General features: G+C 63.3%; 17 protein-coding genes. 9 read left to right on the top strand and 8 right to left on the bottom strand.

Annotation, left to right across the window (positions count from 1 at the left end; translation table 11 throughout):
* Nucleotides 1–19: 19 nt before the first annotated feature.
* Complete coding sequence (locus OZ911_RS28150) at nt 20–1,450, bottom strand: aminotransferase-like domain-containing protein (RefSeq protein ID WP_161775551.1); 1,431 nt, start codon at nt 1,448–1,450, stop codon at nt 20–22.
* A 178-nt stretch (nt 1,451–1,628) separates the two neighbouring features.
* Between OZ911_RS28150 and OZ911_RS28145 the strand changes: the two genes are divergently transcribed.
* Nucleotides 1,629–1,859: a DUF1127 domain-containing protein gene (locus tag OZ911_RS28145; RefSeq protein ID WP_016489808.1), complete on the top strand. Its 231-nt coding sequence runs from the start codon at nt 1,629–1,631 to the stop codon at nt 1,857–1,859.
* A gap of 45 nt (nt 1,860–1,904) precedes the next feature.
* Here OZ911_RS28145 and OZ911_RS28140 read toward each other — a convergent pair whose 3' ends face one another.
* Nucleotides 1,905–3,197 carry an NAD(P)/FAD-dependent oxidoreductase gene (locus OZ911_RS28140; protein ID WP_023048289.1) on the bottom strand — a complete coding sequence of 431 codons (1,293 nt, stop codon included), beginning with the start codon at nt 3,195–3,197 and terminating at the stop codon, nt 1,905–1,907.
* Nucleotides 3,198–3,344: 147 nt separating this feature from the next.
* Between OZ911_RS28140 and OZ911_RS28135 the strand changes: the two genes are divergently transcribed.
* The gene (locus tag OZ911_RS28135; RefSeq protein ID WP_016489806.1) at nt 3,345–3,698 is read left to right on the top strand and encodes a YkgJ family cysteine cluster protein; all 354 of its coding nucleotides are present in this window, start codon (nt 3,345–3,347) and stop codon (nt 3,696–3,698) included.
* 2 nt (nt 3,699–3,700) lie between these two features.
* On the opposite strand, the gene dadR is transcribed toward OZ911_RS28135, so the two are convergent.
* Nucleotides 3,701–4,189 carry a transcriptional regulator DadR gene (dadR, locus tag OZ911_RS28130; protein ID WP_003258963.1) on the bottom strand — a complete coding sequence of 163 codons (489 nt, stop codon included), beginning with the start codon at nt 4,187–4,189 and terminating at the stop codon, nt 3,701–3,703.
* Between the two features lie 156 nt (nt 4,190–4,345).
* Here dadR and dadA point away from each other — a divergent pair, with 156 nt between their 5' ends.
* The 5 genes from dadA (at nt 4,346) to OZ911_RS28105 (ending at nt 10,173) form a co-directional block, all read left to right on the top strand.
* Nucleotides 4,346–5,650 carry a D-amino acid dehydrogenase gene (dadA, locus tag OZ911_RS28125; protein WP_016489805.1) on the top strand — a complete coding sequence of 435 codons (1,305 nt, stop codon included), beginning with the start codon at nt 4,346–4,348 and terminating at the stop codon, nt 5,648–5,650.
* Between the two features lie 146 nt (nt 5,651–5,796).
* Nucleotides 5,797–6,870 (top strand): alanine racemase, encoded by a 1,074-nt coding sequence (gene alr, locus OZ911_RS28120; protein WP_016489804.1) that lies wholly within the window; start codon nt 5,797–5,799, stop codon nt 6,868–6,870.
* 109 nt (nt 6,871–6,979) lie between these two features.
* Complete coding sequence (locus OZ911_RS28115; protein WP_016489803.1) at nt 6,980–7,528, top strand: cupin domain-containing protein; 549 nt, start codon at nt 6,980–6,982, stop codon at nt 7,526–7,528.
* A 154-nt stretch (nt 7,529–7,682) separates the two neighbouring features.
* A complete protein-coding gene (locus OZ911_RS28110; RefSeq protein WP_033731233.1) occupies nt 7,683–8,087 on the top strand; it encodes a c-type cytochrome in 405 nt (134 codons plus the stop codon).
* 229 nt (nt 8,088–8,316) lie between these two features.
* Nucleotides 8,317–10,173, top strand: a complete 1,857-nt coding sequence (locus OZ911_RS28105) for an acetyl-CoA hydrolase/transferase C-terminal domain-containing protein (RefSeq protein ID WP_016489801.1) — start codon at nt 8,317–8,319, stop codon at nt 10,171–10,173.
* Nucleotides 10,174–10,296: 123 nt separating this feature from the next.
* Here the strand turns inward: OZ911_RS28105 and OZ911_RS28100 are convergent, their stop codons facing one another.
* Both OZ911_RS28100 and rep read right to left on the bottom strand, forming a co-directional pair.
* Complete coding sequence (locus OZ911_RS28100; RefSeq protein WP_003253535.1) at nt 10,297–10,869, bottom strand: xanthine phosphoribosyltransferase; 573 nt, start codon at nt 10,867–10,869, stop codon at nt 10,297–10,299.
* A 64-nt stretch (nt 10,870–10,933) separates the two neighbouring features.
* A complete protein-coding gene (rep, locus tag OZ911_RS28095) occupies nt 10,934–12,943 on the bottom strand; it encodes a DNA helicase Rep (RefSeq protein ID WP_023047188.1) in 2,010 nt (669 codons plus the stop codon).
* 294 nt (nt 12,944–13,237) lie between these two features.
* Between rep and OZ911_RS28090 the strand changes: the two genes are divergently transcribed.
* Nucleotides 13,238–14,905 carry a putative bifunctional diguanylate cyclase/phosphodiesterase gene (locus tag OZ911_RS28090; protein ID WP_016489799.1) on the top strand — a complete coding sequence of 556 codons (1,668 nt, stop codon included), beginning with the start codon at nt 13,238–13,240 and terminating at the stop codon, nt 14,903–14,905.
* Between the two features lie 81 nt (nt 14,906–14,986).
* On the opposite strand, the gene OZ911_RS28085 is transcribed toward OZ911_RS28090, so the two are convergent.
* Entirely contained in the window at nt 14,987–16,375 is a 1,389-nt protein-coding gene (locus OZ911_RS28085) for a NorM family multidrug efflux MATE transporter (RefSeq protein WP_016489798.1), read from the bottom strand.
* 154 nt (nt 16,376–16,529) lie between these two features.
* On the opposite strand from OZ911_RS28085, the gene OZ911_RS28080 reads away from it, so the two are divergent.
* The gene (locus tag OZ911_RS28080) at nt 16,530–17,456 is read left to right on the top strand and encodes a LysR substrate-binding domain-containing protein (protein WP_016489797.1); all 927 of its coding nucleotides are present in this window, start codon (nt 16,530–16,532) and stop codon (nt 17,454–17,456) included.
* A gap of 113 nt (nt 17,457–17,569) precedes the next feature.
* On the opposite strand, the gene hglS is transcribed toward OZ911_RS28080, so the two are convergent.
* Entirely contained in the window at nt 17,570–18,964 is a 1,395-nt protein-coding gene (gene hglS / locus OZ911_RS28075; protein WP_023047189.1) for a 2-oxoadipate dioxygenase/decarboxylase HglS, read from the bottom strand.
* Nucleotides 18,965–19,190: 226 nt separating this feature from the next.
* On the bottom strand, nt 19,191–20,081 hold the full coding sequence (locus OZ911_RS28070; RefSeq protein WP_023047190.1) for a LysR family transcriptional regulator: 891 nt from the start codon (nt 20,079–20,081) through the stop codon (nt 19,191–19,193).
* Nucleotides 20,082–20,146: the final 65 nt, after the last annotated feature.

Raw genomic sequence — 20,146 nt, 5'->3', positions numbered from 1 at the left:
CGTGGCGGGCGGCGCAAAGTTACGCGTCGGCGCTTTCTTCATCCAGTAGACGAAGGGCGGTTTCACCTACCTTGCGCACAGCGGCCTCGATCTGAGGCGTCGGCCGCGCGGCGAAGTTCATGCGCAGGCAGTGGCGAAACTTGCCCGAGGCCGAGAAGATGCTGCCCACGGCAACTTGCACACCTTGCTCCAGTAAAGCCCGGTTCAAGCGCAGCGTATCGAAATGTTCGGGTAATTCTACCCACAGCATGAAGCCACCTTGGGGGCGGCTGACCCGGGTGCCTGTTGGAAAGTAGCGGGTTACCCATTCGCTCATCAGGTCGCGGCCACGCTGGTACTGGCTACGCATGCGCCGCACGTGGGGCTGGTAGTGGCCGCCGGCGATGAAGTCGGCGATGGCCAGCTGCGGCTGGCTGGCGCTGCTGCCGGTGCTGATGTACTTCATGTGCAGCACCCGCTCCAGGTAGCGCCCGGGCGCCACCCAGCCCACCCGCAGGCCGGGGGCGAGGGTCTTGGAAAATGAGCTGCAGAACAGCACGCGTCCATCGTCGTCGAACGACTTGATAGTCCGCGGACGCGGGTAGGTGTAGGCCAGGTCGCCGTACACATCGTCCTCCAGAATCGCCACGTCGTAGCGCTGCGCCAAGCTAAGGAGGGCCTTCTTTCGGGCCTCGGGCATGATGTAGCCGAGCGGGTTGTTGCAGTTGGGGGTGATCTGGATGAGCTTGATCGGCCACTGCTCCAGGGCCAGTTCCAGCGCCTCCAGGCTGATGCCGGTCAGCGGGTCGGTGGGAATTTCCAGCGCCTTCATGCCCAGGCCCTTGAGGGTTTGCATGGCGCCGTGGAAGCTGGGCGAGTCGACTGCGACGATGTCGCCTGGCTCGCAGACCGCGCGAATGCTGCACGACAGCGCCTCGTGGCAGCCGGTGGTCACGACCAGGTCGGCCGGGCTCAGGCGGCAGCCGGAGTCCAGCATCAACCGCGCAACCTGCTCACGCAGGGCCAGGTTACCGTGGATGTTGTCGTAATACAGGCCGGGCATGTCCTGCCGCCGACTTAACTGAGCCAGGCTGCGCAGCAGGGGCTTCAGGGTAGGGGTGTTGATGTCGGGCATGCCACGGCCGAGCTGGACCACATCCTGGCGCGGCGTGCTGCGGATGAGCTCCAGCACCTGCTCCCATTGCGAAATATCCACCGGGCGCTGGGCCGGGCGGCTGACGGCGGGCAGCGCTGGCAGCTGGCGGTGGTCGCTGACGAAGTAGCCGGATTTGGGCCGGGGCGAGACCATGCCGCTGTCTTCCAGCATGCGATAGGCCTGTTGCACGGTGCTCAGGCTGACCCCGTGTTCCACGCTCAGGGCGCGCACAGAGGGCAGGCGCTGGCCAGGGCGATACAGGCCTTGCTCGATACGGGCGCCGAGCAGTTCGGCCAGGTTCAGGTAGAGGGTCACGGCATACTCCTGCGCTGCATTGGCATAGCGACCGGTACAGTTGGGCTGAAAATACAGCATTCAGTCGGCCAACGGCCAATTCTGTATGGGAATAATAAGGCTGTATTGGCTCTGTATTGTCGATGGTGCCGACGCGCATCCTTTCTCCACGGTATCAACTGAACGAGAGGGTGCGGTGATGGGCGGCATGAGCGATGTGCGCTTGCAACTGATGGCCAGTGAACTGGAAGCCGGGCAGCAGGCCAAGGTATTCAACGCGCCGCAAGGGCTTGGGCGTTGGGGGCTGATGCTGCATCGCTGGCATACCCGCAGGGCGCTGTTGCAGCTGACGGATGACGAGTTGCGCGATGTCGGGCTGAGCTGGGAGCAGGCCCGTACAGAGGGACGTAAACCCTTCTGGAAAGACTAACAACGAGACGCTGCGCGGCCGCTCCTACACCGACCGCGTCAGTTTTCAGATCAACTCTTTAAGCCTGTGCCACAGCATGCCCAGCGCCAGCAGTGGCGAGCGCAGGTGCTTGCCGCCGGGGAAGGTGATATGCGGCACGTTGGCGAACAGGTCGAAACGCCCGCTTGCCTGGCCACTGATTGCCTCGCCCAGCAGGCGCGCGGCCAGGTGGGTGGCGTTGAGCCCATGGCCTGAATAGGCCTGGGCGTAATACACGTTCGGCTGGCTGGCCAAGCGGCCAACCTGCGGCAGGCGGTTGGCGCCGATGCCGATCATGCCGCCCCACTGATAGTCGATGCGCACGTCGGCCAGCTGCGGGAACACCTTGAGCATCTTCGGCCGCATGTAGGCGGCGATATCTTTCGGGTCGCGGCCTGAATAGTGGCAGGCACCGCCAAACAGCAGGCGGTGGTCGGCAGACAGCCGGTAGTAATCCAGCGCCACGCGCTGGTCACACACCGCCATGTTCTGCGGCAGTAAAGCGCGGGCGCGTTCTTCGCCTAGCGGTTCGGTGGCGATGATGTAGCTGCCGGCCGGCAGCACCTTGCCGCCCAGCTCGCGGTTGAGGCCGTTGAGGTAGGCGTTGCAGCACAGCACCAAGGTCTTGGCGCGTACCCGGCCCTGGGCGGTATGCACTTGCACCTCGGGGCCATAGTCGACGCGGGTAACCTCGGACTGCTCGAACAGCTTCACGCCCAGCCGGCTGGCCACCGCCGCTTCACCCAAGGCCAGGTTGAGCGGGTGCAGGTGGCCGGAGCCCATGTCGACCAGGCCGCCCACATAGCAGTCGGCGCCGACCACGCTGTGGATATCGTCCTTGCCGACCAGCCGCAGCTCATGCGCATAGCCCAGGCTGCGCAGTTCTTCGGCGTCTTCGGCAAAGCCCAGCAGCTCGGCCGGCTTGTTGGCCAGGTCGCAGTAGCCCCAGGTCAGGTCGCAGGCGATGGCATGTTTCTCTACCCGCTCGCGCACGATCTGCACGGCCTCCAGGCCCATCAGCATCATGCTGCGCACGCCTTCCTCGCCAATCACCGGCAGAAACTGTTCCAGGCCGTGGCCGACGCCGCGGATCAACTGCCCGCCATTCCGCCCGCTGGCGCCCCAGCCAAGTTTGCGCGCTTCCAGCAGGATGACCGACAAGCCGCGTTCGGCCAGCTCGATGGCGGTGTTCAGCCCCGAGTAGCCGCCGCCGACGATGCAGACATCGGCACTGTGCTCGCCTTGCAGGAAGGAGTAGTCAGGGTGTGGCGCGCTGCTGGCGGCGTAATAGGAGGCGGCGTGCTGCGCGCTGTGGATCATGGGCTTGGTCCTGAGGCTGGTGGGCTAGGGGAGGAGGATAAGTCGGGGTGGGGTAGTGGGCAACAAGGCGAGGGCTGCGCCCTCGTTCGCGGGCAAGCCCGCGAATGGGCTTATAATCCAACTTATCAATCAGCTTTGTACTTGCCCATGTCCTGCAACCGTCACAAGATCCACTTCCTGCGCGAACTCATCCCCTCGTTCGAGTGCGAGCCCGGCTGCCACGATTGCTGCGGCCCGGTCACCACGTCGACGGAAGAAATGGCCCGCCTGCCGCGCAAGTCCCAGGCCGAGCAGGAAGCCGCTCTCGAGCGCCTGGACTGCGTGCACCTGGGCCCCAACGGTTGCACGGTGTATGAAGAGCGCCCCATGATCTGCCGCCTGTTTGGCACCACACCACGCATGGCCTGCCCGCGTGGCCGTGGCCCTGAGCCGATGATCGAGCCCGCAGCCGAGCAACTCGTGCACCAGTTCATCGCCACCACCCGGCAGGTGCTGGTCTAGTCTCAGTCCGGGATCGGCAGGCAGAGGCTTTCTTTCACCTCTTCCATCACGATGTAGCTCTTCGATTCGCGCACATGCGGCAGCTTCAGCAGAATGTCGCCAAGCAGCTTGCGGTACGACGCCATTTCCGAAATGCGCGCCTTCACCAGGTAGTCGAAGTCACCTGACACCAGGTGGCATTCCAGCACGTGGGGCAGCTTCAACACCGCGCGGCGGAACTCTTCGAAGGTGTCGCCCGACTTGTAGTCCAGGCTGATTTCCACGAACACCAGCAGGCTGCCCTTGAGGTGCTGCGGGTTCAGGCGGGCGTTGTAGCCCATGATGATGCCCTCGCGCTCCAGACGGCGAACCCGCTCGGTGCAAGGGGTGGTGGACAGCCCAACTTTCTCGCCCAGTTCGGTGAAGGAAATACGCCCGTCATTCTGCAAGATCCGCAGGATGTTACGGTCGATCTTGTCCAGTTCACGCTTGCTCTGGTGCTGGGTTCTCATAGGGGATGCCCCTCCGTGAAAGGCGATTTTGCCGAGAATTCTCGCCAATAATAGGCTTTTATATAGTGAATTGCACTGGTCTCAAATTCCTATACTGCGCCCATTCATGCCATATCAATAAAAGTCTGCGGCGTGCCGCGTGTGAGGGATATAACGATGCGAGTTCTGGTACTTGGTAGCGGTGTAATCGGAACCGCCAGTGCCTATTACCTGGCCCGGCAAGGTTTTGAAGTGACGGTGGTCGACCGCCAGCCGGCGGTGGCCATGGAAACCAGTTTTGCCAACGCAGGCCAGATCTCGCCCGGCTATGCCTCGCCCTGGGCCGCCCCAGGCGTGCCGCTGAAGGCCATCAAGTGGCTGCTCGAGCGCCACGCCCCCTTGGCCATCAAGCTCACCGGCGACGTCGACCAGTACCTGTGGATGGCGCAGATGCTGCGCAACTGCACCGCCAGCCGTTACGCGGTAAACAAGGAGCGCATGGTGCGCCTGTCCGAGTACAGCCGCGACTGCCTTGACGAACTGCGCGCCGAAACCGGCATTGCCTACGAAAGCCGCTCCCTGGGTACCACCCAGCTGTTCCGCACCCAGGCCCAAGTGGATGCCGCGGCCAAGGACATTGCCGTGCTCGAGCAGTCTGGCGTGCCTTACGAACTGCTGGACCGCGACGGTATTGCCCGCGTCGAACCGGCCCTGGCTGGCGTGAAGGACATTCTGGCCGGTGCCCTGCGCCTGCCTAACGACCAGACCGGTGACTGCCAGATGTTCACCACCAAGCTCGCCGACATGGCCATCAAGCTGGGTGTGGAGTTCCGTTTTGGCCAGGACATCCAACGCCTGGACTTCGCCGGCGATCGCATCAATGGCGTGTGGATCGACGGCAAGCTGGAAACCGCCGACCGCTACGTGCTGGCGCTGGGCAGCTACTCGCCGCAGATGCTCAAGCCGCTGGGTATCAAGGCCCCGGTTTACCCGCTGAAGGGTTACTCGCTGACCGTGCCGATCACCAACGGCGACATGGCCCCGACCTCGACCATTCTGGACGAGACCTACAAGGTCGCGATCACCCGTTTCGACAACCGTATCCGTGTTGGCGGCATGGCTGAAATCGCCGGTTTTGACCTGTCGCTGAACCCGCGTCGGCGCGAAACGCTGGAGATGATCGTCAACGACCTTTATCCTCGCGGCGGTGACCTGAGCCAGGCCAGCTTCTGGACCGGGCTGCGTCCGGCGACCCCGGACGGCACACCGATTGTTGGTGCCACGGCGTTCCGCAACCTGTTCCTGAACACCGGTCACGGTACCCTGGGCTGGACCATGGCGTGCGGTTCTGGTCGCCTGCTGGCCGACCTGATTGCGCGCAAGAAACCGCAGATCAGTGCCGAAGGCCTGGACATTTCCCGTTATGGCAACAGCCGGGAAGCGACCAAGCACGGGCAGGGCGCGCCGATTCACCAGCAGTAATCGCCTGCACCGGCCCATTCGCGGCTAAAGCCGCTCCCACAGGGATCGCATGGCCTTGGCCATTGTGCGGTCCCTTGTGGGAGCGGCTTTAGCCGCGAAGAACCCAACACCGTTTTCAACCTGTGAACCACCATAAGGCAGCCGCCATGCGTCCCGCCCGCGCCCTGATCGACCTCCAGGCCCTGCGCCACAACTACCGTCTGGCCCGTGAACTGACCGGTGCCAAAGCCCTCGCCGTAATCAAGGCCGACGCCTATGGCCATGGTGCCGTACGCTGCGCCCTGGCCCTGGAGGCCGAAGCCGACGGCTTTGCCGTTGCCTGCATCGAAGAGGCGCTGGAGTTGCGCGCCGCCGGTATCAAGGCCCCGGTGCTGTTGCTGGAAGGCTTCTTCGAAGCCAGCGAGCTGGCGCTGATTGCCGAGCACGACCTGTGGTGTGTGGTGCATTCGCTTTGGCAACTTGAAGCCATCGAGAAAACCCAGCTGCACAAGCCGCTCACCGTCTGGCTGAAGCTGGACAGCGGCATGCACCGCGTCGGCCTGCACCCCAAGGATTACCATGAGGCCTACCAACGCCTGCTGGCCAGCGGCAAGGTTGCGCGCATCGTGCTCATGAGCCACTTCGCCCGCGCCGACGAGCTGGATGCCGACGCGACCGCCCAGCAGATTGCCGTGTTCGAGGCCGCCCGCCAGGGCCTGGCCGCCGAGTGCAGCCTGCGCAACTCGCCTGGCGTGCTGGGCTGGCCGCAAGCGCCTGGCGACTGGGTACGCCCGGGCCTGATGCTGTACGGCGCCACGCCGTTCGAAGTGCCCCAGGCCCAAGCCTCACGGCTGCAACCGGTAATGACCCTGCAATCGCGGGTGATCAGTGTGCGCGAGCTGCCTGCCGGTGAGCCCGTGGGCTACGGCGCCAAGTTTGTCAGCCCACGGCCAACCCGTGTAGGCGTGGTCGCCATGGGCTATGCCGATGGCTACCCGCGCCAGGCGCCCAATGGCACCCCGGTACTGGTCGCTGGCCAGCGCACCCAGCTGATCGGCAGGGTGTCGATGGACATGCTCAGCGTCGACCTCACCGACGTGCCGCAAGCCACTGTCGGCAGCCCGGTCGAACTGTGGGGCAAGCAGATACTGGCCAGCGAAGTGGCCGCCCATGCGGGTACTATCCCTTACCAGATTTTCTGCAACCTGAAGCGTGTACCGCGGGACTACATCGGCGAATGACACGCTGAAGCGGACAGGTTGAGGGGTGGTGTGTTGTAAATACTGAACGGCATTGCCATGATATCGTTCACATCCATCCCCCTTTCCACCGTTTCAGGAGGCTCCAGCTTTGGACGTCGGCGAACGACTGCAAGCCATCCGCAAGCTCAAGGGCCTGTCCCAGCGCGAACTCGCCAAGCGTGCCGGTGTGACCAACAGCACCATCTCGATGATCGAGAAGAACAGCGTGAGCCCCTCCATCAGCTCGCTGCGCAAGGTGCTGAGCGGCATTCCCATGTCCATGGTCGAGTTCTTTTCGGTCGAGCTGGAACCTGAAAGCCCCACTCAGATCGTCTACAAGGCCCACGAGCTGATCGACATCTCGGACGGTGCGGTGACCATGAAGCTGGTCGGCAAGTCGCACCCCAACCGTGCCATCGCGTTTCTCACCGAGGTATACCCGCCAGGTGCCGACACCGGTGCCGAGATGCTCACCCACGACGGCGAAGAAACCGGCATCCTGCTCGAAGGCCGGCTGGAGCTGGTGGTCGGCAACGAGATCTTCATTCTCGAAGAAGGCGACAGCTACTACTTCGAAAGCACGCGCCCGCACCGCTTTCGCAATCCGTTCAACCAGCCCGCACGCCTGATCAGTGCAGCGACGCCATCAAACTTTTGATCCAGCGCAGTGCATTGATTCGGCAATACCCCTTTCCAGTGTAGGGTCGTTTCACGGCCTCTGGGTTCCCGCTATACTTTTCAACGCTCGCCGTTCCGTGGCCGCGAGCGTGATTAGCCACCATGAGGGTGTTCGCGTGAACCAAATCAAGAAGATGCTGGCCGTACCAGCAGCCGTATTCGCCCTCTGGGCAATGAGCGCAACCGCTGCAACCAATGACGACATTGCCAAACGCCTCGAGCCGGTTGGCCAGGTGTGCGTCCAGGGCCAGGAATGCAAAGGCATGGAAGTGGCTGCTGCAGCGGGAGGCGGGGGAGCCAAGACGCCAGATGACATCATCGCCAAGCACTGCAATGCCTGCCATGGCAGCGGCCTGCTCGGTGCACCGAAGATTGGCGATACCGCCGCGTGGAAAGAACGCGCCGACCACCAGGGCGGGCTGGATGGCATCCTGGCCAAGGCCATTACCGGCATCAACGCCATGCCGCCCAAGGGCACCTGCGCGGACTGCTCGGATGACGACCTAAAAGGGGCGATCAAGAAAATGTCCGGTCTGTAAGACACAGCTGAATTGCATGAGGCCCGCCTTTGATGGCGGGCTTTGTTTTTTGTGGTGGCTGCACTGGCCCTTTCGCGGGGCAAGCCCGCTCCCACAAGAACACCACTGCCTTCAGGTGCTGTGAGGTGCCAGTGGGAGCGGGCTTGTCCCGCGAAGAGGCCGGTACAGGCAACCAACCCGCCAGTGCCATGTCCAACCCCTGAACCCATGGATGTCTCAGGAGGCCCTGATGCACCTCTGCTCCATCGACCAGGCTGTCGAGCAGGTCTTGTCCCGGCTGCCAGCCCATATTCACATGGGCCTGCCTTTGGGCCTGGGGAAGCCTAATGCTTTCGTTAACGCCCTCTACGCCCGCGTGCGCGAGCTGCCCGAGCGGCAGCTGACTATCTACACCGCGCTCTCTCTGGGCCGCCCGCCATTGGGCGATGGCCTGCAGCGGCGGTTTCTCGAACCCTTCGTCGAGCGTGTCTTCGCCGACTACCAAGAGCTCGACTACCTCGCTGACCTGCGCAACGACAGCCTGCCGGCGAATATCCGCGTCGAGCAGTTCTTCATGCAGCCCGGTAGCCTGCTGCACAGCGAGGCTGCCCAGCAGGACTACATCAGCAGCAACTACAGCCACGCCGCACGCGATATCAACGCCAAGGGCCTGAACCTGGTCGCGCAACTGGTGGCCGCCACACCTGAAAGGCCTGTTCACCTGAGCCTGGCCTGCAACCCCGACATCACCCTCGACCTGCTGCCGATGATCGCCAAGCGCCGCGCGGCCGGCGAAACCATCCTCATGCTGGGCCAGGTGCATGCCGAGCTGCCTTACATGCCGGGCGATGCGGAACTGCCCATTGATGCGTTCGACCTGCTGCTCGATGAAGCCGAGCAACGTCGCCTGTTCTCCACCCCGAACATGCCGGTCGGCACCCAGGACCACTGCATCGGCTTGCACGCCAGCACGCTGGTACGCGATGGCGGCACCCTGCAGATCGGCATCGGTGCCATGGGCGATGCAGTCGCCGCCGCGTTGCTGGCGCGTCAGGGTGACAACGCAGGCTACCGCACCTTGCTCGACGAGCTGGATACGGGCCCGTGGCATGCGCTGATCGAGCGCGAAGGGGGGCTGGGAACGTTTGCCCAAGGCCTGTACGGCTGCAGCGAGATGTTCGCCAATGGCCTGTTGGTGCTTGCCGAAGCAGGCCTGCTGCGGCGCCCGGCCGATGAGCAGGGGCCTGTGGTGCATGGTGGCTTTTTCCTCGGCCCTCAGGCGTTCTACCAGCGGTTGAGGGAGATGCCACTCGAAGCGCGTGCGCGGTTTGCCATGACCCGCATCAGCTTTATCAACGAGTTGTACGGGCAGGAAGAACTCAAGCGGCGCCAGCGCCGCGATGCGCGCTTCATCAACACTGCGTTCGCCATGACCTTGCTCGGCGCCGGGGTGGCCGATCAGCTGGAGGACGGCCGCGTGCTCAGCGGCGTTGGCGGGCAGTACAACTTCGTCGCCCAGGGCCACGCGCTGGAAGGCGGGCGTTCGATTCTGCTTTTGCGCAGCTGGCGCGAGGCAGGCGGGGAGGTGACCTCAAACCTGCTCTGGACCTACGGCCACTGCACCATCCCCCGGCACCTGCGCGATATCGTGGTGACCGAATACGGCATTGCCGACTTGCGTGGGCAGACCGACAGCGAGGTGATTGCGCGGTTGCTGGCGGTGAGCGATTCGCGGTTCCAGCAGGGGCTCATCGAGCAGGCAAAAGAGGCCGGCAAGCTGCCCAAGGGTTTTGAGCTGGACGCTCGTTTTACCGACAATACGCCGCAGCGGTTGGAAGCGATCAGGGCGCGGCATGCGCGGCTGTTCCCGGAGTATCCGATGGGGACGGACTTTACAGCTGAGGAGCGGGACCTGTTGCGGGCACTGAACTGGTTGAAGAGCAAGTTCAAGCTGAGCGAGGTGCTGGAGCTGGGCAAGGCAGCGTTGGATGCGCCGGGGCCGGAGGGGTATCAAGGGCACCTGGAGCGGATGGGGCTGGACGCTCCGCAGGGATTGAAGGAAGAGCTGTACCAGCGGCTTTTGCTGGCAGGGTTGGCGGCGACCTGAAAATTGCCGGGGCTGCTTTGCAGCCCATCGCCGGCAAGCCAGCTCCCACAGGAGTTTCACAAAGGCCGTGCCTTGTGCAGTACCTGTGGGAGCCGGCTTGCCGGCGATGGGGCCGGTACAGGCTTACTCGATGAAGCTGACCACACCACCTTCCAGCGACTTCACCCGGGCCAGCGACTCAACACGGTAGCCCTGGCTGTCCAGCTCGGCACGGCCGCCCTGGAACGACTTCTCGATCACGATACCCAGGCCAGCCACGGTGGCGCCGGCCTGTTTGATGATCGAGATCAGCGCCTGCGACGCCTTGCCGTTGGCCAGGAAGTCGTCGATCACCAGCACGCGGTCGCTGCTGTTGAGGTGGCGTGGCGAGATGGCCACGGTGTTCTCGGTCTGCTTGGTGAAGGAGTACACCGAGGCAGTCAGCAGGTTCTCGGTCAGGGTCAGCGACTGGTGCTTGCGCGCAAAGATCACCGGTACGCCCAGCTTCAGGCCAGTCATCACGGCCGGGGCAATGCCCGAGGCTTCGATGGTGACGATCTTGGTCACGCCGGCGTCGGCGAACAGGCGGGCGAACTCGTCACCGATCAGCTGCATCAGCGCCGGGTCGATCTGGTGGTTGAGAAACGCGTCGACTTTAAGAACCTGGTCGGAAAGCACGATGCCTTCTTCGCGAATCTTCTGATGCAGTGCTTCCACTTTGTTTTCCTCGATGTAGCAAAGGTCGCCGCAAATAGCGGCAAAGTTAAAGAGTAATGGTTGATCAGCGTTTGAGCATTGCCCGGATATCGGCCAGGGCGTTGTTGCCGCGTGCGGCCTTTACCTCGACCGGCGCATCGTCCAGGCCCTCCCAGGCCAGGTCGTCCGGAGGCAGTTCGTCAAGGAACCGGCTGGGCGTGCAGTCGATGACCTCACCGTACTGCTTGCGCTTGGCAGCGAAGGTGAAGGCCAGGGTCTGGCGCGCGCGGGTGATGCCCACGTAGGCCAGGCGGCGTTCCTCTTCGATGGTGTCGGCCTCGATGCTGGAGCGGTGCGGGAGGATTTCCTCTTCCATGCCCATGATGAACACGTACGGGAACTCCAGGCCCTTGGAGGCGTGCAGGGTCATCATCTGCACACCTTCGGCGTTTTCTTCCTCTTCCTGCTGGCGCTCGAGCATGTCGCGCAGCACCAGCTTGCCGATGGCATCCTCGATGGTCATGTCACCCTCTTCGTCCTTCTCAAGGGTGTTTTTCAGCGCTTCGACCAGGAACCAGACGTTGCTGATACGGAACTCCGCCGCTTTGTCGCTGGCGGTCTGCTGGCGGATCCAGTTCTCGTAGTCGATGTCGCGGATCATCTCGTGCAGCGCGGCGATCGGGTCTTCCAGGGCAACCTTTTGGCGTACCCCGTCCAGCCAGTGCTTGAAGCGCTGCAAACGCTCGGTGTAGCGGGCGTCCAGGTGCTCGCCAAGGCCCAGCTCTTCGCTGGCGGCGTACATCGAAATGCCCCGCTCGGTGGAATAGTTGCCAAGCTTTTCCAAGGTGGTGGAGCCGATTTCGCGACGCGGTACGTTGATCACCCGCAGGTAGGCGTTGTCATCATCCGGGTTCACCAGCAGGCGCAGGTAGGCCATCAGGTCCTTGACCTCCTGGCGGCCGAAGAAGCTGTTGCCGCCCGACAGGCGATATGGCACCTGGTGGTGCTGCAGCTTCAGTTCGATCAGCTTGGCCTGGTAGTTGCCACGGTAGAGGATGGCGAAGTCGCTATAGGGGCGGTTGGTGCGCAGGTGCAGGGTGAGGATTTCCATGGCCACGCGTTCGGCCTCGGCTTCCTCGTTCTTGCAGCGGATCACGCGGATCTCGTCGCCCACGCCCATCTCGCTCCACAACTGCTTCTCGAACGCGTGCGGGTTGTTGGCGATCAGCACGTTGGCACAGCGCAGGATGCGGCTGGTGGAGCGGTAGTTCTGCTCGAGCATGACGATTTTCAAGGAAGGGTAGTCCTCCTTGAGCAGCATCAGGTTTTCGGGGCGCGCACCGCGCCAGGCGTAGATCGACTGGTCGTCGTCGCCCACCACGGTGAACTGGTTGCGCATGCCGATCAGCATTTTCACCAGCAGGTACTGGCTGGCGTTGGTGTCCTGGTATTCGTCCACCAGCAGGTAGCGCACCCGGTTCTGCCAGCGTTCGAGCACTTCGGGGTGCTCCTGGAACAGCTTGACCGGCTGCAGGATCAGGTCGTCGAAGTCCACCGCGTTGAACGCCTTGAGCGTGCGCTGGTAGTGGGTATAGACGATGGCGGCCGTCTGCTCGCGCGGGTTGCGCGCCTTTTCCAAAGCCTCGGGCGGCAGCACCAGGTCGTTCTTCCAGGCACCGATCATGTTCTTGATCTCGTCGATGCCGTCGTCGCCGGAGTACTCCTTCTGCATGATGTCCGACAGCAACGCCTTGATGTCGGACTCATCGAAGATCGAGAAGCCCGGCTTATAGCCAAGGCGTTCGTGCTCCTTGCGGATGATGTTCAGGCCCAGGTTATGGAAGGTACATACCGTCAGGCCACGGCCTTCCCCCGGACGCAGCAACGTAGCGACCCGCTCCTTCATCTCGCGTGCGGCCTTGTTGGTGAAGGTCATCGCCACGATGTACTGGGCACGGATGCCGCAGTTCTGGATGAGGTGGGCAATCTTGCGCGTGATCACGCTGGTCTTGCCCGAACCTGCACCGGCGAGCACCAAAAGAGGGCCGCCGACGTAGTCACGGGCTTCCTGCTGCCGGGGATTGAGTCGGGACATGCTAGAAACCGGGGGTCGCCAGAAAATAGCCGCGCATTCTAACAGGCATGGGGCGGTTGTGGCGCGACCGTCTGACGTCTGAGTCAGACTTTTGTCTGTCCCATTATTAGTGCGGCTAATGCTACTAGAGGAAAAAATCATATTTGCCGCTTCCCCTCGTTTCGAGCAGGATGCACGACAAAATACGTCGGAATGCTACGGTCGCAAATGCATGTATAAAAGTGAAAATCATTTTCATTAATGCAGTAGCATAATGGCTGATACCGTTGCACCGTGAAGTCCTAAGGAGCCCGCTTGTCCACGCCTGTCGAACCTTTGCGTTTGCTGCTGTTGGCTGATGAGCCGCAATGGGCCGCCTTGTTGCACGCATGCATGCCTGCCCTGAACGGCAGTGCAGTGCTGCTGACCGCGCCTGACTGGGACGCGGTGGATAGCCTGTTCAGCCATGATCGCCAGGCCGTGGTGCTGGCAACCCCAGCCCTGCAGCCGGCACCTGGGCGCTGCGAGCTACCGACCATCCTGCTGCTCGATCACGAGCCTGAGGTGGCGCCCGGCGCGGTCAGCGACTGGCTGGTACGCGACCAGCTCAATGCCGACGCCCTGCGCCGCTCGCTGCGCCATGTGCGCGAACGTGGAGTGCTGGTGGCCACCTTGCAGCGCCTGGCCGAACAGGACCCATTGACCGGCATCGCCAACCGCCAGGGCTTTCAGGCCTTGCTGACCGCGCGGCTGGCCGAAAACGATGGCCGTGGCATTGCCTTGGGCCACCTGGACCTGGACAACTTCCGCCACGTCAACGATGCGCTCGGCCACCAGAGCGGTGACCGCCTGATTCTGCAAGTGGTGGCGCGGATGCAAAACCAGCTGGAGGCTGGCGACCAGCTGGCGCGCCTGGGCAGCGACGAGTTTGCCTTGCTGATCGACACCCGACGCGACGCCAACCGCGCCGAATGGATCGCCGAACGCATCATAGAGGCCTTGGCCGAACCCTACTGGATCGACGGCGAAAGCCTGCTGCTGGGGTGCAGCCTGGGCTTGGCCCATGCCCGCGCGCAGAGCGGCGCCGACCCGCTGATGTGGCATGCGCACATTGCCATGCGCCAGGCCAAGGGCAGCCAGGGCTGTACCTTCCATGTGTTCAACGAGCGCATCAATCGCAACGCCCGCAGCCTTGCCGACCTGGAAAGCGAACTGCGCCGCGCGCTGCGCCGTGACGAGCTGGAGCTGCACTATCAGCCGCGGCTCGACCTGGCCGATGGGCGCATCGTCGGCCTGGAGGCGCTGGTGCGCTGGCGCCATGCCGAACGCGGGCTGTTACCGCCCAGCGAGTTCGTGCCCCTGGCCGAGCAGAGCGGCCTGATCGTGCCGCTGGGCTACTGGGTCATCTCCCGCGCCTTGCGCGACATGCAGGCGCTGTGCGAGCGCGGTCTGGAGCCGTTGCACATGGCGGTAAACCTGAGTTTCCGTCAGTTCCAGGACAGCCAGCTGCTGGCCACCCTGAGTCGGCTGATCCTTGAGCATGGGGTGGACGCGCGCTGGCTGGAGTTCGAACTGACCGAAACGGCGGTGATGCGCCGCAACGAGCTGGTGCGCCAGACCATGGACGCCCTCGGCCGCCTGGGCGTGCGCTTCTCCCTAGACGATTTCGGCACCGGGTTTTCTTCGTTCGTGCACCTCAACAGCCTGCCGATCACCTTGCTCAAGGTGGACCGCAGCTTTGTTGCAGAAATGGAAATGCGCGAGGAGAACCGCAAGCTGGTGCACGCCATGATCAACCTGGCGCACAACCTCAACCTCGAGGTGGTGGCCGAAGGGGTGGAGAGTGAAGAGCAGCTGGCCTTGTTGCGCGGGTTTGGCTGTGACCAGGTGCAGGGCTTTTTGGTCAGCAAGCCGCTGCCGGTCGGGGAGCTGATCGATTTTTTGCTGAAGGTGCCTGGCCGTCAGCTGAATGTTGTCCCTTAGGGCCCTTTCGCGGGCACGCCCGCTTCCACAGGGACCACGCAATCCTGTGGGAGCGGGCGTGCCCGCGAAGAGGCCCCGAAGTCAGGCCGAAGCAGCAGCCTCTGCACGCGCTTGCGCCTTCCCCAATAACCGTTTCATTCGCCACTCAAAGCCAAATGTCAGCGCCACTGCCGCACATGCCAGGCCCAGCGCCAGCCCCCACCAGATCCCCACGGCACCACCGCCCAGGGTAAAGGTGAACAACCAGGCGCTCGGCGCACCCACCAGCCAGTAGCACACCAGCCCGATCAGGAAGGTGGTCTTGGCATCTTTCAGCCCACGGATCGAACCCATGGCAATCGTCTGCATGCCGTCGAACAGTTCGAACCATGCCGCCACCATCAATAACTGCACAGCCACCCGGAAGATCGCGGCAAAGGCCGGATCATTGCGGTCGATAAACAGTCCTACCAGCGCTTCGGGCAGCAGCAGGAACAGTGCGGCGAAGGCAAACATGATCATTGCCCCAAAGCCGATGCCCACGCGCCCGGCGCTGCGCGCCGCCAGCAGGTTGCCAGCGCCGTAGTACAAGCCCACGCGCATCGTCACCGCATAGGACAAGCCCGTCGGCACCATGAACGCGGTGGACACGATCTGCAGGGCGATCTGGTGCGCCGCCAGTTCGGTGCTGCCCAGCACACCCATGCACAGCGCAGCGAAGGCGAACAGGCCCACTTCCACCATGTAGGTGCCGCCAATCGGCAAGCCCAGCCGCCACAGCTCGCGCAGGGCCGGCAGCGACGGGCGCGACAGGCCTTTGCGTAGCGGGTAGGCGGCATAGGCCGAATGCCAGCGGATGTACAGCGCCAGGGCGATGGCCATGCCCAGCGATACCACTGCGGTGACCAGGCCGATGCCCATCAGGCCCAGTTTTGGCAGGCCGAACATGCCTTCGATCAACGCCACGTTGAACAGGTAGTTGAGCACCGTGCCGACCACGCTGATCACCATCACCGGGGTCGAGCGGCCCAGCGCGCTGGTAAAGCCACGCAAGGCCATGAAGGTCAGGTAGCTGGGCAGCGCCAGTGGCAGCAGGGTGAGGAATTCGGCGGCCGAGGCAACGTTTTCGGGCTGTTGCCCGAACAGCAGCAGTACTGGCTCGAGGTTCCACAGGGCCAGCGCGGCGATCAGCGCCAGGCCCCAGGCCAGCCACACGCCGTTCTGTGCCAGGCGGGTGGCACCTTCGATGTCGTTGGCGCCCTTGCGGATCGCCACCAAGGTGCCGACCGCAGCGATCACGCCCAGGCAAAAGATCGACACGAACGAGTAGCTGGCCGCACCCAGGCCGCCACCGGCCAGTGCCTGTGGGCTGATACGGGCCATCATCAGGGTATCGGTCAGCACCATCAGCATATGCGCCAACTGCGAGGCGATCAGCGGCCCGGCCAGGCGCAGCAAAGCCTTGAGTTCTGTGGTGGGCGCGACATGCATGGGGGCGGTCCTTTCCTGGGAAAACAACGAAGGGCGATTCTGAGGCTTTGGTCAACTTTGTTCAAAAGGATAAAAGCGATCATTGGCATGAGTCTGACTCATGTATATATGCTTATTGATGATTAGTTTCACAGCCCGGTATGGCAGGTGCCTCATGTCCCGACAGCTCCCTCCGTTGTATGCCCTGCGCGCATTCGAAGCTGCCGCGCGGCATTGCTCCTTCACCCGTGCCGGCGAAGAATTGTCGATTACCCAAAGTGCTGTCAGCCGGCATGTCCGCACGCTGGAAGAGCACTTTGCCTGTCGCCTGTTCGTGCGCAGCGGCCGCAGCCTGCAATTGACCGAAGCGGCGCGGGTGCTGTTGCCGGGGGTGCGCGAAGGCTTCGCGGCGCTGGAGCGGGCCTGCGATAATTTGCGCGGTGAAGATGACATCCTGCGCATGAAAGCCCCATCGACATTGACCATGCGCTGGTTGCTGGCGTGCCTGAGCCGGTTCCGGCACTTGCAACCGGGTAACGAAGTGCAGCTGACCAGCGCCTGGATGGACGTCGACCACGTGGACTTCAACCAGGAGCCATTCGATTGTGCGGTGCTGCTCAGTGATGGCGTGTTCCCGGCGGAGTGGGAGGTGCGCAAGCTGTTTCCAGAGTTGCTGATCCCGGTCGGCGCGCCCGACCTGCTCGACGAAGAACCCTGGGACGTGTGCCGGCTGGCCTCTATCGAACTGCTGCACCCCACGGTGGACAAGCGTGACTGGCGGGAATGGCTGGAGCGCATGGGGCTTGGCGACAAGGTTTCGCTCAAGGGCGGGCAGGTGTTCGACACCCTGGAGCTGGGCATGATTGCCGCAGCGCGGGGCTACGGGATTTCCATGGGTGATTTGCTGATGGTGGCCGAAGATGTGGCGCAGGGGCGGTTGAGCCTGCCTTGGCCGACAGCAGTGCCCAGTGGGATGGACTACTACCTGGTATGGCCGCGCACCCGGCCGGGTGGCGAGCGGTTGCGGCGCTTGAGTGACTTTCTGGCAGACGAGGTGGCGGCGATGGATCTACCGGATGTGGAAATCCTGCCGCCTCTCTGATCGCCTGTCTCGGCCTCTTCGCGGGCTCGCCCGCTCCCACAGGTTTGTCGTATGCCTTGGACCGACACTGCACCTGTGGGAGCGGGCAAGCCCGCGAAGAGGCCGAGACGGTTTTACATCGAGCCCAGGTTCAACGCTTGTGCGCAAGCCTGCAGCGAGCGGCGCTCGCTCTGCGCATACAGTGCCAGCTCATCCTGCACCGGCAGCCCCAGCGCGGCTTCGAATGCATCCCGGTTGGCATTGCTGCCGTACTCGGCCTGCGCATCGTCGCCCAGGTTGGACTGGAAGATCCCCGCTGCGCTCACCGGCAGGAAGTCCTCGTACACCAATGCCTCGAAATGCACATGGCCAGCATCGATCAGCCCTTGCAGGGTGGTCGGGCGGCCTTCCTGGTCACGCGCAGCCAGGCCTTTCTCGGTGGCAAAGTAGCGGAAGTACGCCAGGCCCTGTTCACGCATCTGCGCCAGGTCATCCGGGAATTCGGCAAAGGTATCTTTGAGCAAGGCCATGTAGCGCTCGGCATTGGCTTCGGCCGGTGCGCCACCCAGGGCGGCGCGGGTGGCGTCGAGCAGCTTGTCGTACAGCTGGCGACCTTTCGGCGTCAGGGCTGCACCGCGTTGCTCGATTTCGCCAAAGCGCGCGGTGTGGCTGCCTTCGCTCCCCTGCTGGTCGCTGAACGCGACCTTTTCCTGCAAGGCCTTGAAGCTGGTCTGGCGCAGCAGGATCGGGTGGCGGCGGGTGGGCGGGCCTTCGACCACGGCTTTCGGCGGGATGCCCTTGGCCGGCATGCCGAGCTGGATCGCATCGATGTCCAGGGTGCGTGGGGTCAAGTGGTTGATGTGCGGGCCCTTGAAGGCCACCACATCGGCAATCAGGCGGTGCTGGTCGTGCAGTTGCTGGTACTGCTCGGCGGTGACGGTGGCGTCATGGTGCCAGCGGAAGGTGTGTAGCGCTTCTTGCACGAACGCTTCGGCATCGGCTGCGTTCAGGCCGCCATCGCGCTCGCACTTGGCGATCAGTTCGAGGGCGCGGGGGGTGAAGATCTGGCGCTTGGCCAAGATGCTCTGTGCCAGCTCACGCAGCTGCGGGTTGTCGATCAGCTCCAGGCGCAGCAGCGAGGTGAACACACGGAACGGGCTGACGTGCAGCGACTGCTCGTGTACCGCGCGGAAGGCGGTGGAGTGCACCGGCACACCGGCGGAGCTGAGGTCGTAGTAGCCGACCGGCTGCATGCCCATGACGGCAAACAGGCGGGCGATGGTGGCCAGTTCTTCGGCGGTGCCGACGCGGATGGCGCCGTGGCGCTCGTGGTCCAGGCGCTCGATTTCGCCGGTCCAGCGCAGGGCCTGGGCAACCTCGGGTTGCTGGGCCATGACCTGCTGGTTGATTTCGCTCACCAGCTCCAGCAGCGTGCCGTACAACGGCACTTCCTGTTTGTACATGAGCGACATGGCGGCAGAGAACTGCGCGCGAATGCTGTCTGGGCTGACGAAATCGTGGGCGGGCATCGCTAGCTTCCTGGTTGGGTTCGGACGCTTACATGAAAGCTGGGAATGCACTTGGCTCACAAGCGAAAAAAAGTGAGTGTGTCATTCCTTTTTTGATCGACCTTCAGGGCCATTGGGGCTGCTTTGCAGCCCATTCGCGGCACAAGGCCGCTCCTACAGGGGACCGCGTGCTGTTTGTAGGCGTGGCCTTGTGCCGCGAATGGGCCGCAACGCTGCCCCGGCAATCTCAAGCCTGAAGTTGCTCCTGAATCCATTCCACCAGCGCCCGCACCTTGGGCACCTCCGCCGCATGCTCGGCATACGCCAGGTAATGCGCCCCGGTACTGCGCATCGCATGGTTCCACGGCACCACCAGGCTACCCTCGGCCAACTCCTTCGCCGCCAGGTAACGCGGCACCAACGCCACCCCGCACCCCGCCTGCGCCGCGCTCAAGGCCATATAGAACGTATCGAAGCGTGGCCCGTGGTAGGCGCTGACGCTTTGCAAACCCAGCTCCAGGAACCACTCATGCCAGGCCTCGGGCCGTGAGGTGCTTTGCAGCAGCACCAGGTCGGCCAGTTCTGCAGCATCGCCCAGCGTGCGCCCGGCCAGCAGCTCCGGCGCGCACACCGGCACCACCTCTTCGCGGAACAGCTCCACGCAGGTGGCACCAGGCCAGGTGCCCTGGCCATAAAAGAACACCACGTCTGCCGAGCCCTGCAGCAGGGCGAACGGCTCCATCTCGTTGCGGATGTCCAGGTGGATGTTGGTGTGGCGTTTGCCAAAACCCTTGAGGTGCGGGATCAACCAGCGCACGCCAAAACTCGGTTGAGTGGCTACTTTCAATATCTCGGTCTGCTCGCCGTAAGTGAGCACGTAGCGGCTGGACATGTCCACTTGGGTGAGGATCTTGTTGACCTCGGCCAGGTACAGGCTGCCGGCCGGGGTCAGTTGCAGGCGCCGGCGGATGCGCAGGAACAGGTGATGGCGCAGCATGTCTTCAAGTTGCGCTACCTGCTTGCTGACGGCGCTCTGGGTCAGGTGCAGTTCTTCGGCGGCACGGGTAAAGCTCAAATGACGGGCTGCAGCTTCAAAGCACTGCAGGGCGGTCATGGAAGGCACCAGGCGTTTGGACATAGTGGTCTCTGCGGCTCAAATCATTACCTGACGGAATGATATGCGGAATAAAGGTCGTTTGTTGT

It is taken from the genome of Pseudomonas fortuita, assembly GCF_026898135.2.
Taxonomy (GTDB): Bacteria; Pseudomonadota; Gammaproteobacteria; order Pseudomonadales; family Pseudomonadaceae; genus Aquipseudomonas; species Aquipseudomonas fortuita.
This window is presented reverse-complemented; position numbering and strand designations above follow the sequence as displayed.

Excerpts from the sequence above, each read along its gene's own strand:
- OZ911_RS28145 (WP_016489808.1), top strand. The coding sequence starts at position 1,629 with ATGGGCGGCATGAGCGATGTGCGCTTGCAACTGATGGCCAGTGAACTG.
- OZ911_RS28140 (WP_023048289.1), bottom strand. The coding sequence starts at position 3,197 with ATGATCCACAGCGCGCAGCACGCCGCCTCCTATTACGCCGCCAGCAGC.
- OZ911_RS28135 (WP_016489806.1), top strand. The coding sequence starts at position 3,345 with ATGTCCTGCAACCGTCACAAGATCCACTTCCTGCGCGAACTCATCCCC.
- dadR (WP_003258963.1), bottom strand. The coding sequence starts at position 4,189 with ATGAGAACCCAGCACCAGAGCAAGCGTGAACTGGACAAGATCGACCGT.
- dadA (WP_016489805.1), top strand. The coding sequence starts at position 4,346 with ATGCGAGTTCTGGTACTTGGTAGCGGTGTAATCGGAACCGCCAGTGCC.
- alr (WP_016489804.1), top strand. The coding sequence starts at position 5,797 with ATGCGTCCCGCCCGCGCCCTGATCGACCTCCAGGCCCTGCGCCACAAC.
- OZ911_RS28110 (WP_033731233.1), top strand. The coding sequence starts at position 7,683 with ATGCTGGCCGTACCAGCAGCCGTATTCGCCCTCTGGGCAATGAGCGCA.
- OZ911_RS28105 (WP_016489801.1), top strand. The coding sequence starts at position 8,317 with ATGCACCTCTGCTCCATCGACCAGGCTGTCGAGCAGGTCTTGTCCCGG.
- rep (WP_023047188.1), bottom strand. The coding sequence starts at position 12,943 with ATGTCCCGACTCAATCCCCGGCAGCAGGAAGCCCGTGACTACGTCGGC.
- OZ911_RS28085 (WP_016489798.1), bottom strand. The coding sequence starts at position 16,375 with ATGCATGTCGCGCCCACCACAGAACTCAAGGCTTTGCTGCGCCTGGCC.
- OZ911_RS28080 (WP_016489797.1), top strand. The coding sequence starts at position 16,530 with ATGTCCCGACAGCTCCCTCCGTTGTATGCCCTGCGCGCATTCGAAGCT.
- hglS (WP_023047189.1), bottom strand. The coding sequence starts at position 18,964 with ATGCCCGCCCACGATTTCGTCAGCCCAGACAGCATTCGCGCGCAGTTC.
- OZ911_RS28070 (WP_023047190.1), bottom strand. The coding sequence starts at position 20,081 with ATGTCCAAACGCCTGGTGCCTTCCATGACCGCCCTGCAGTGCTTTGAA.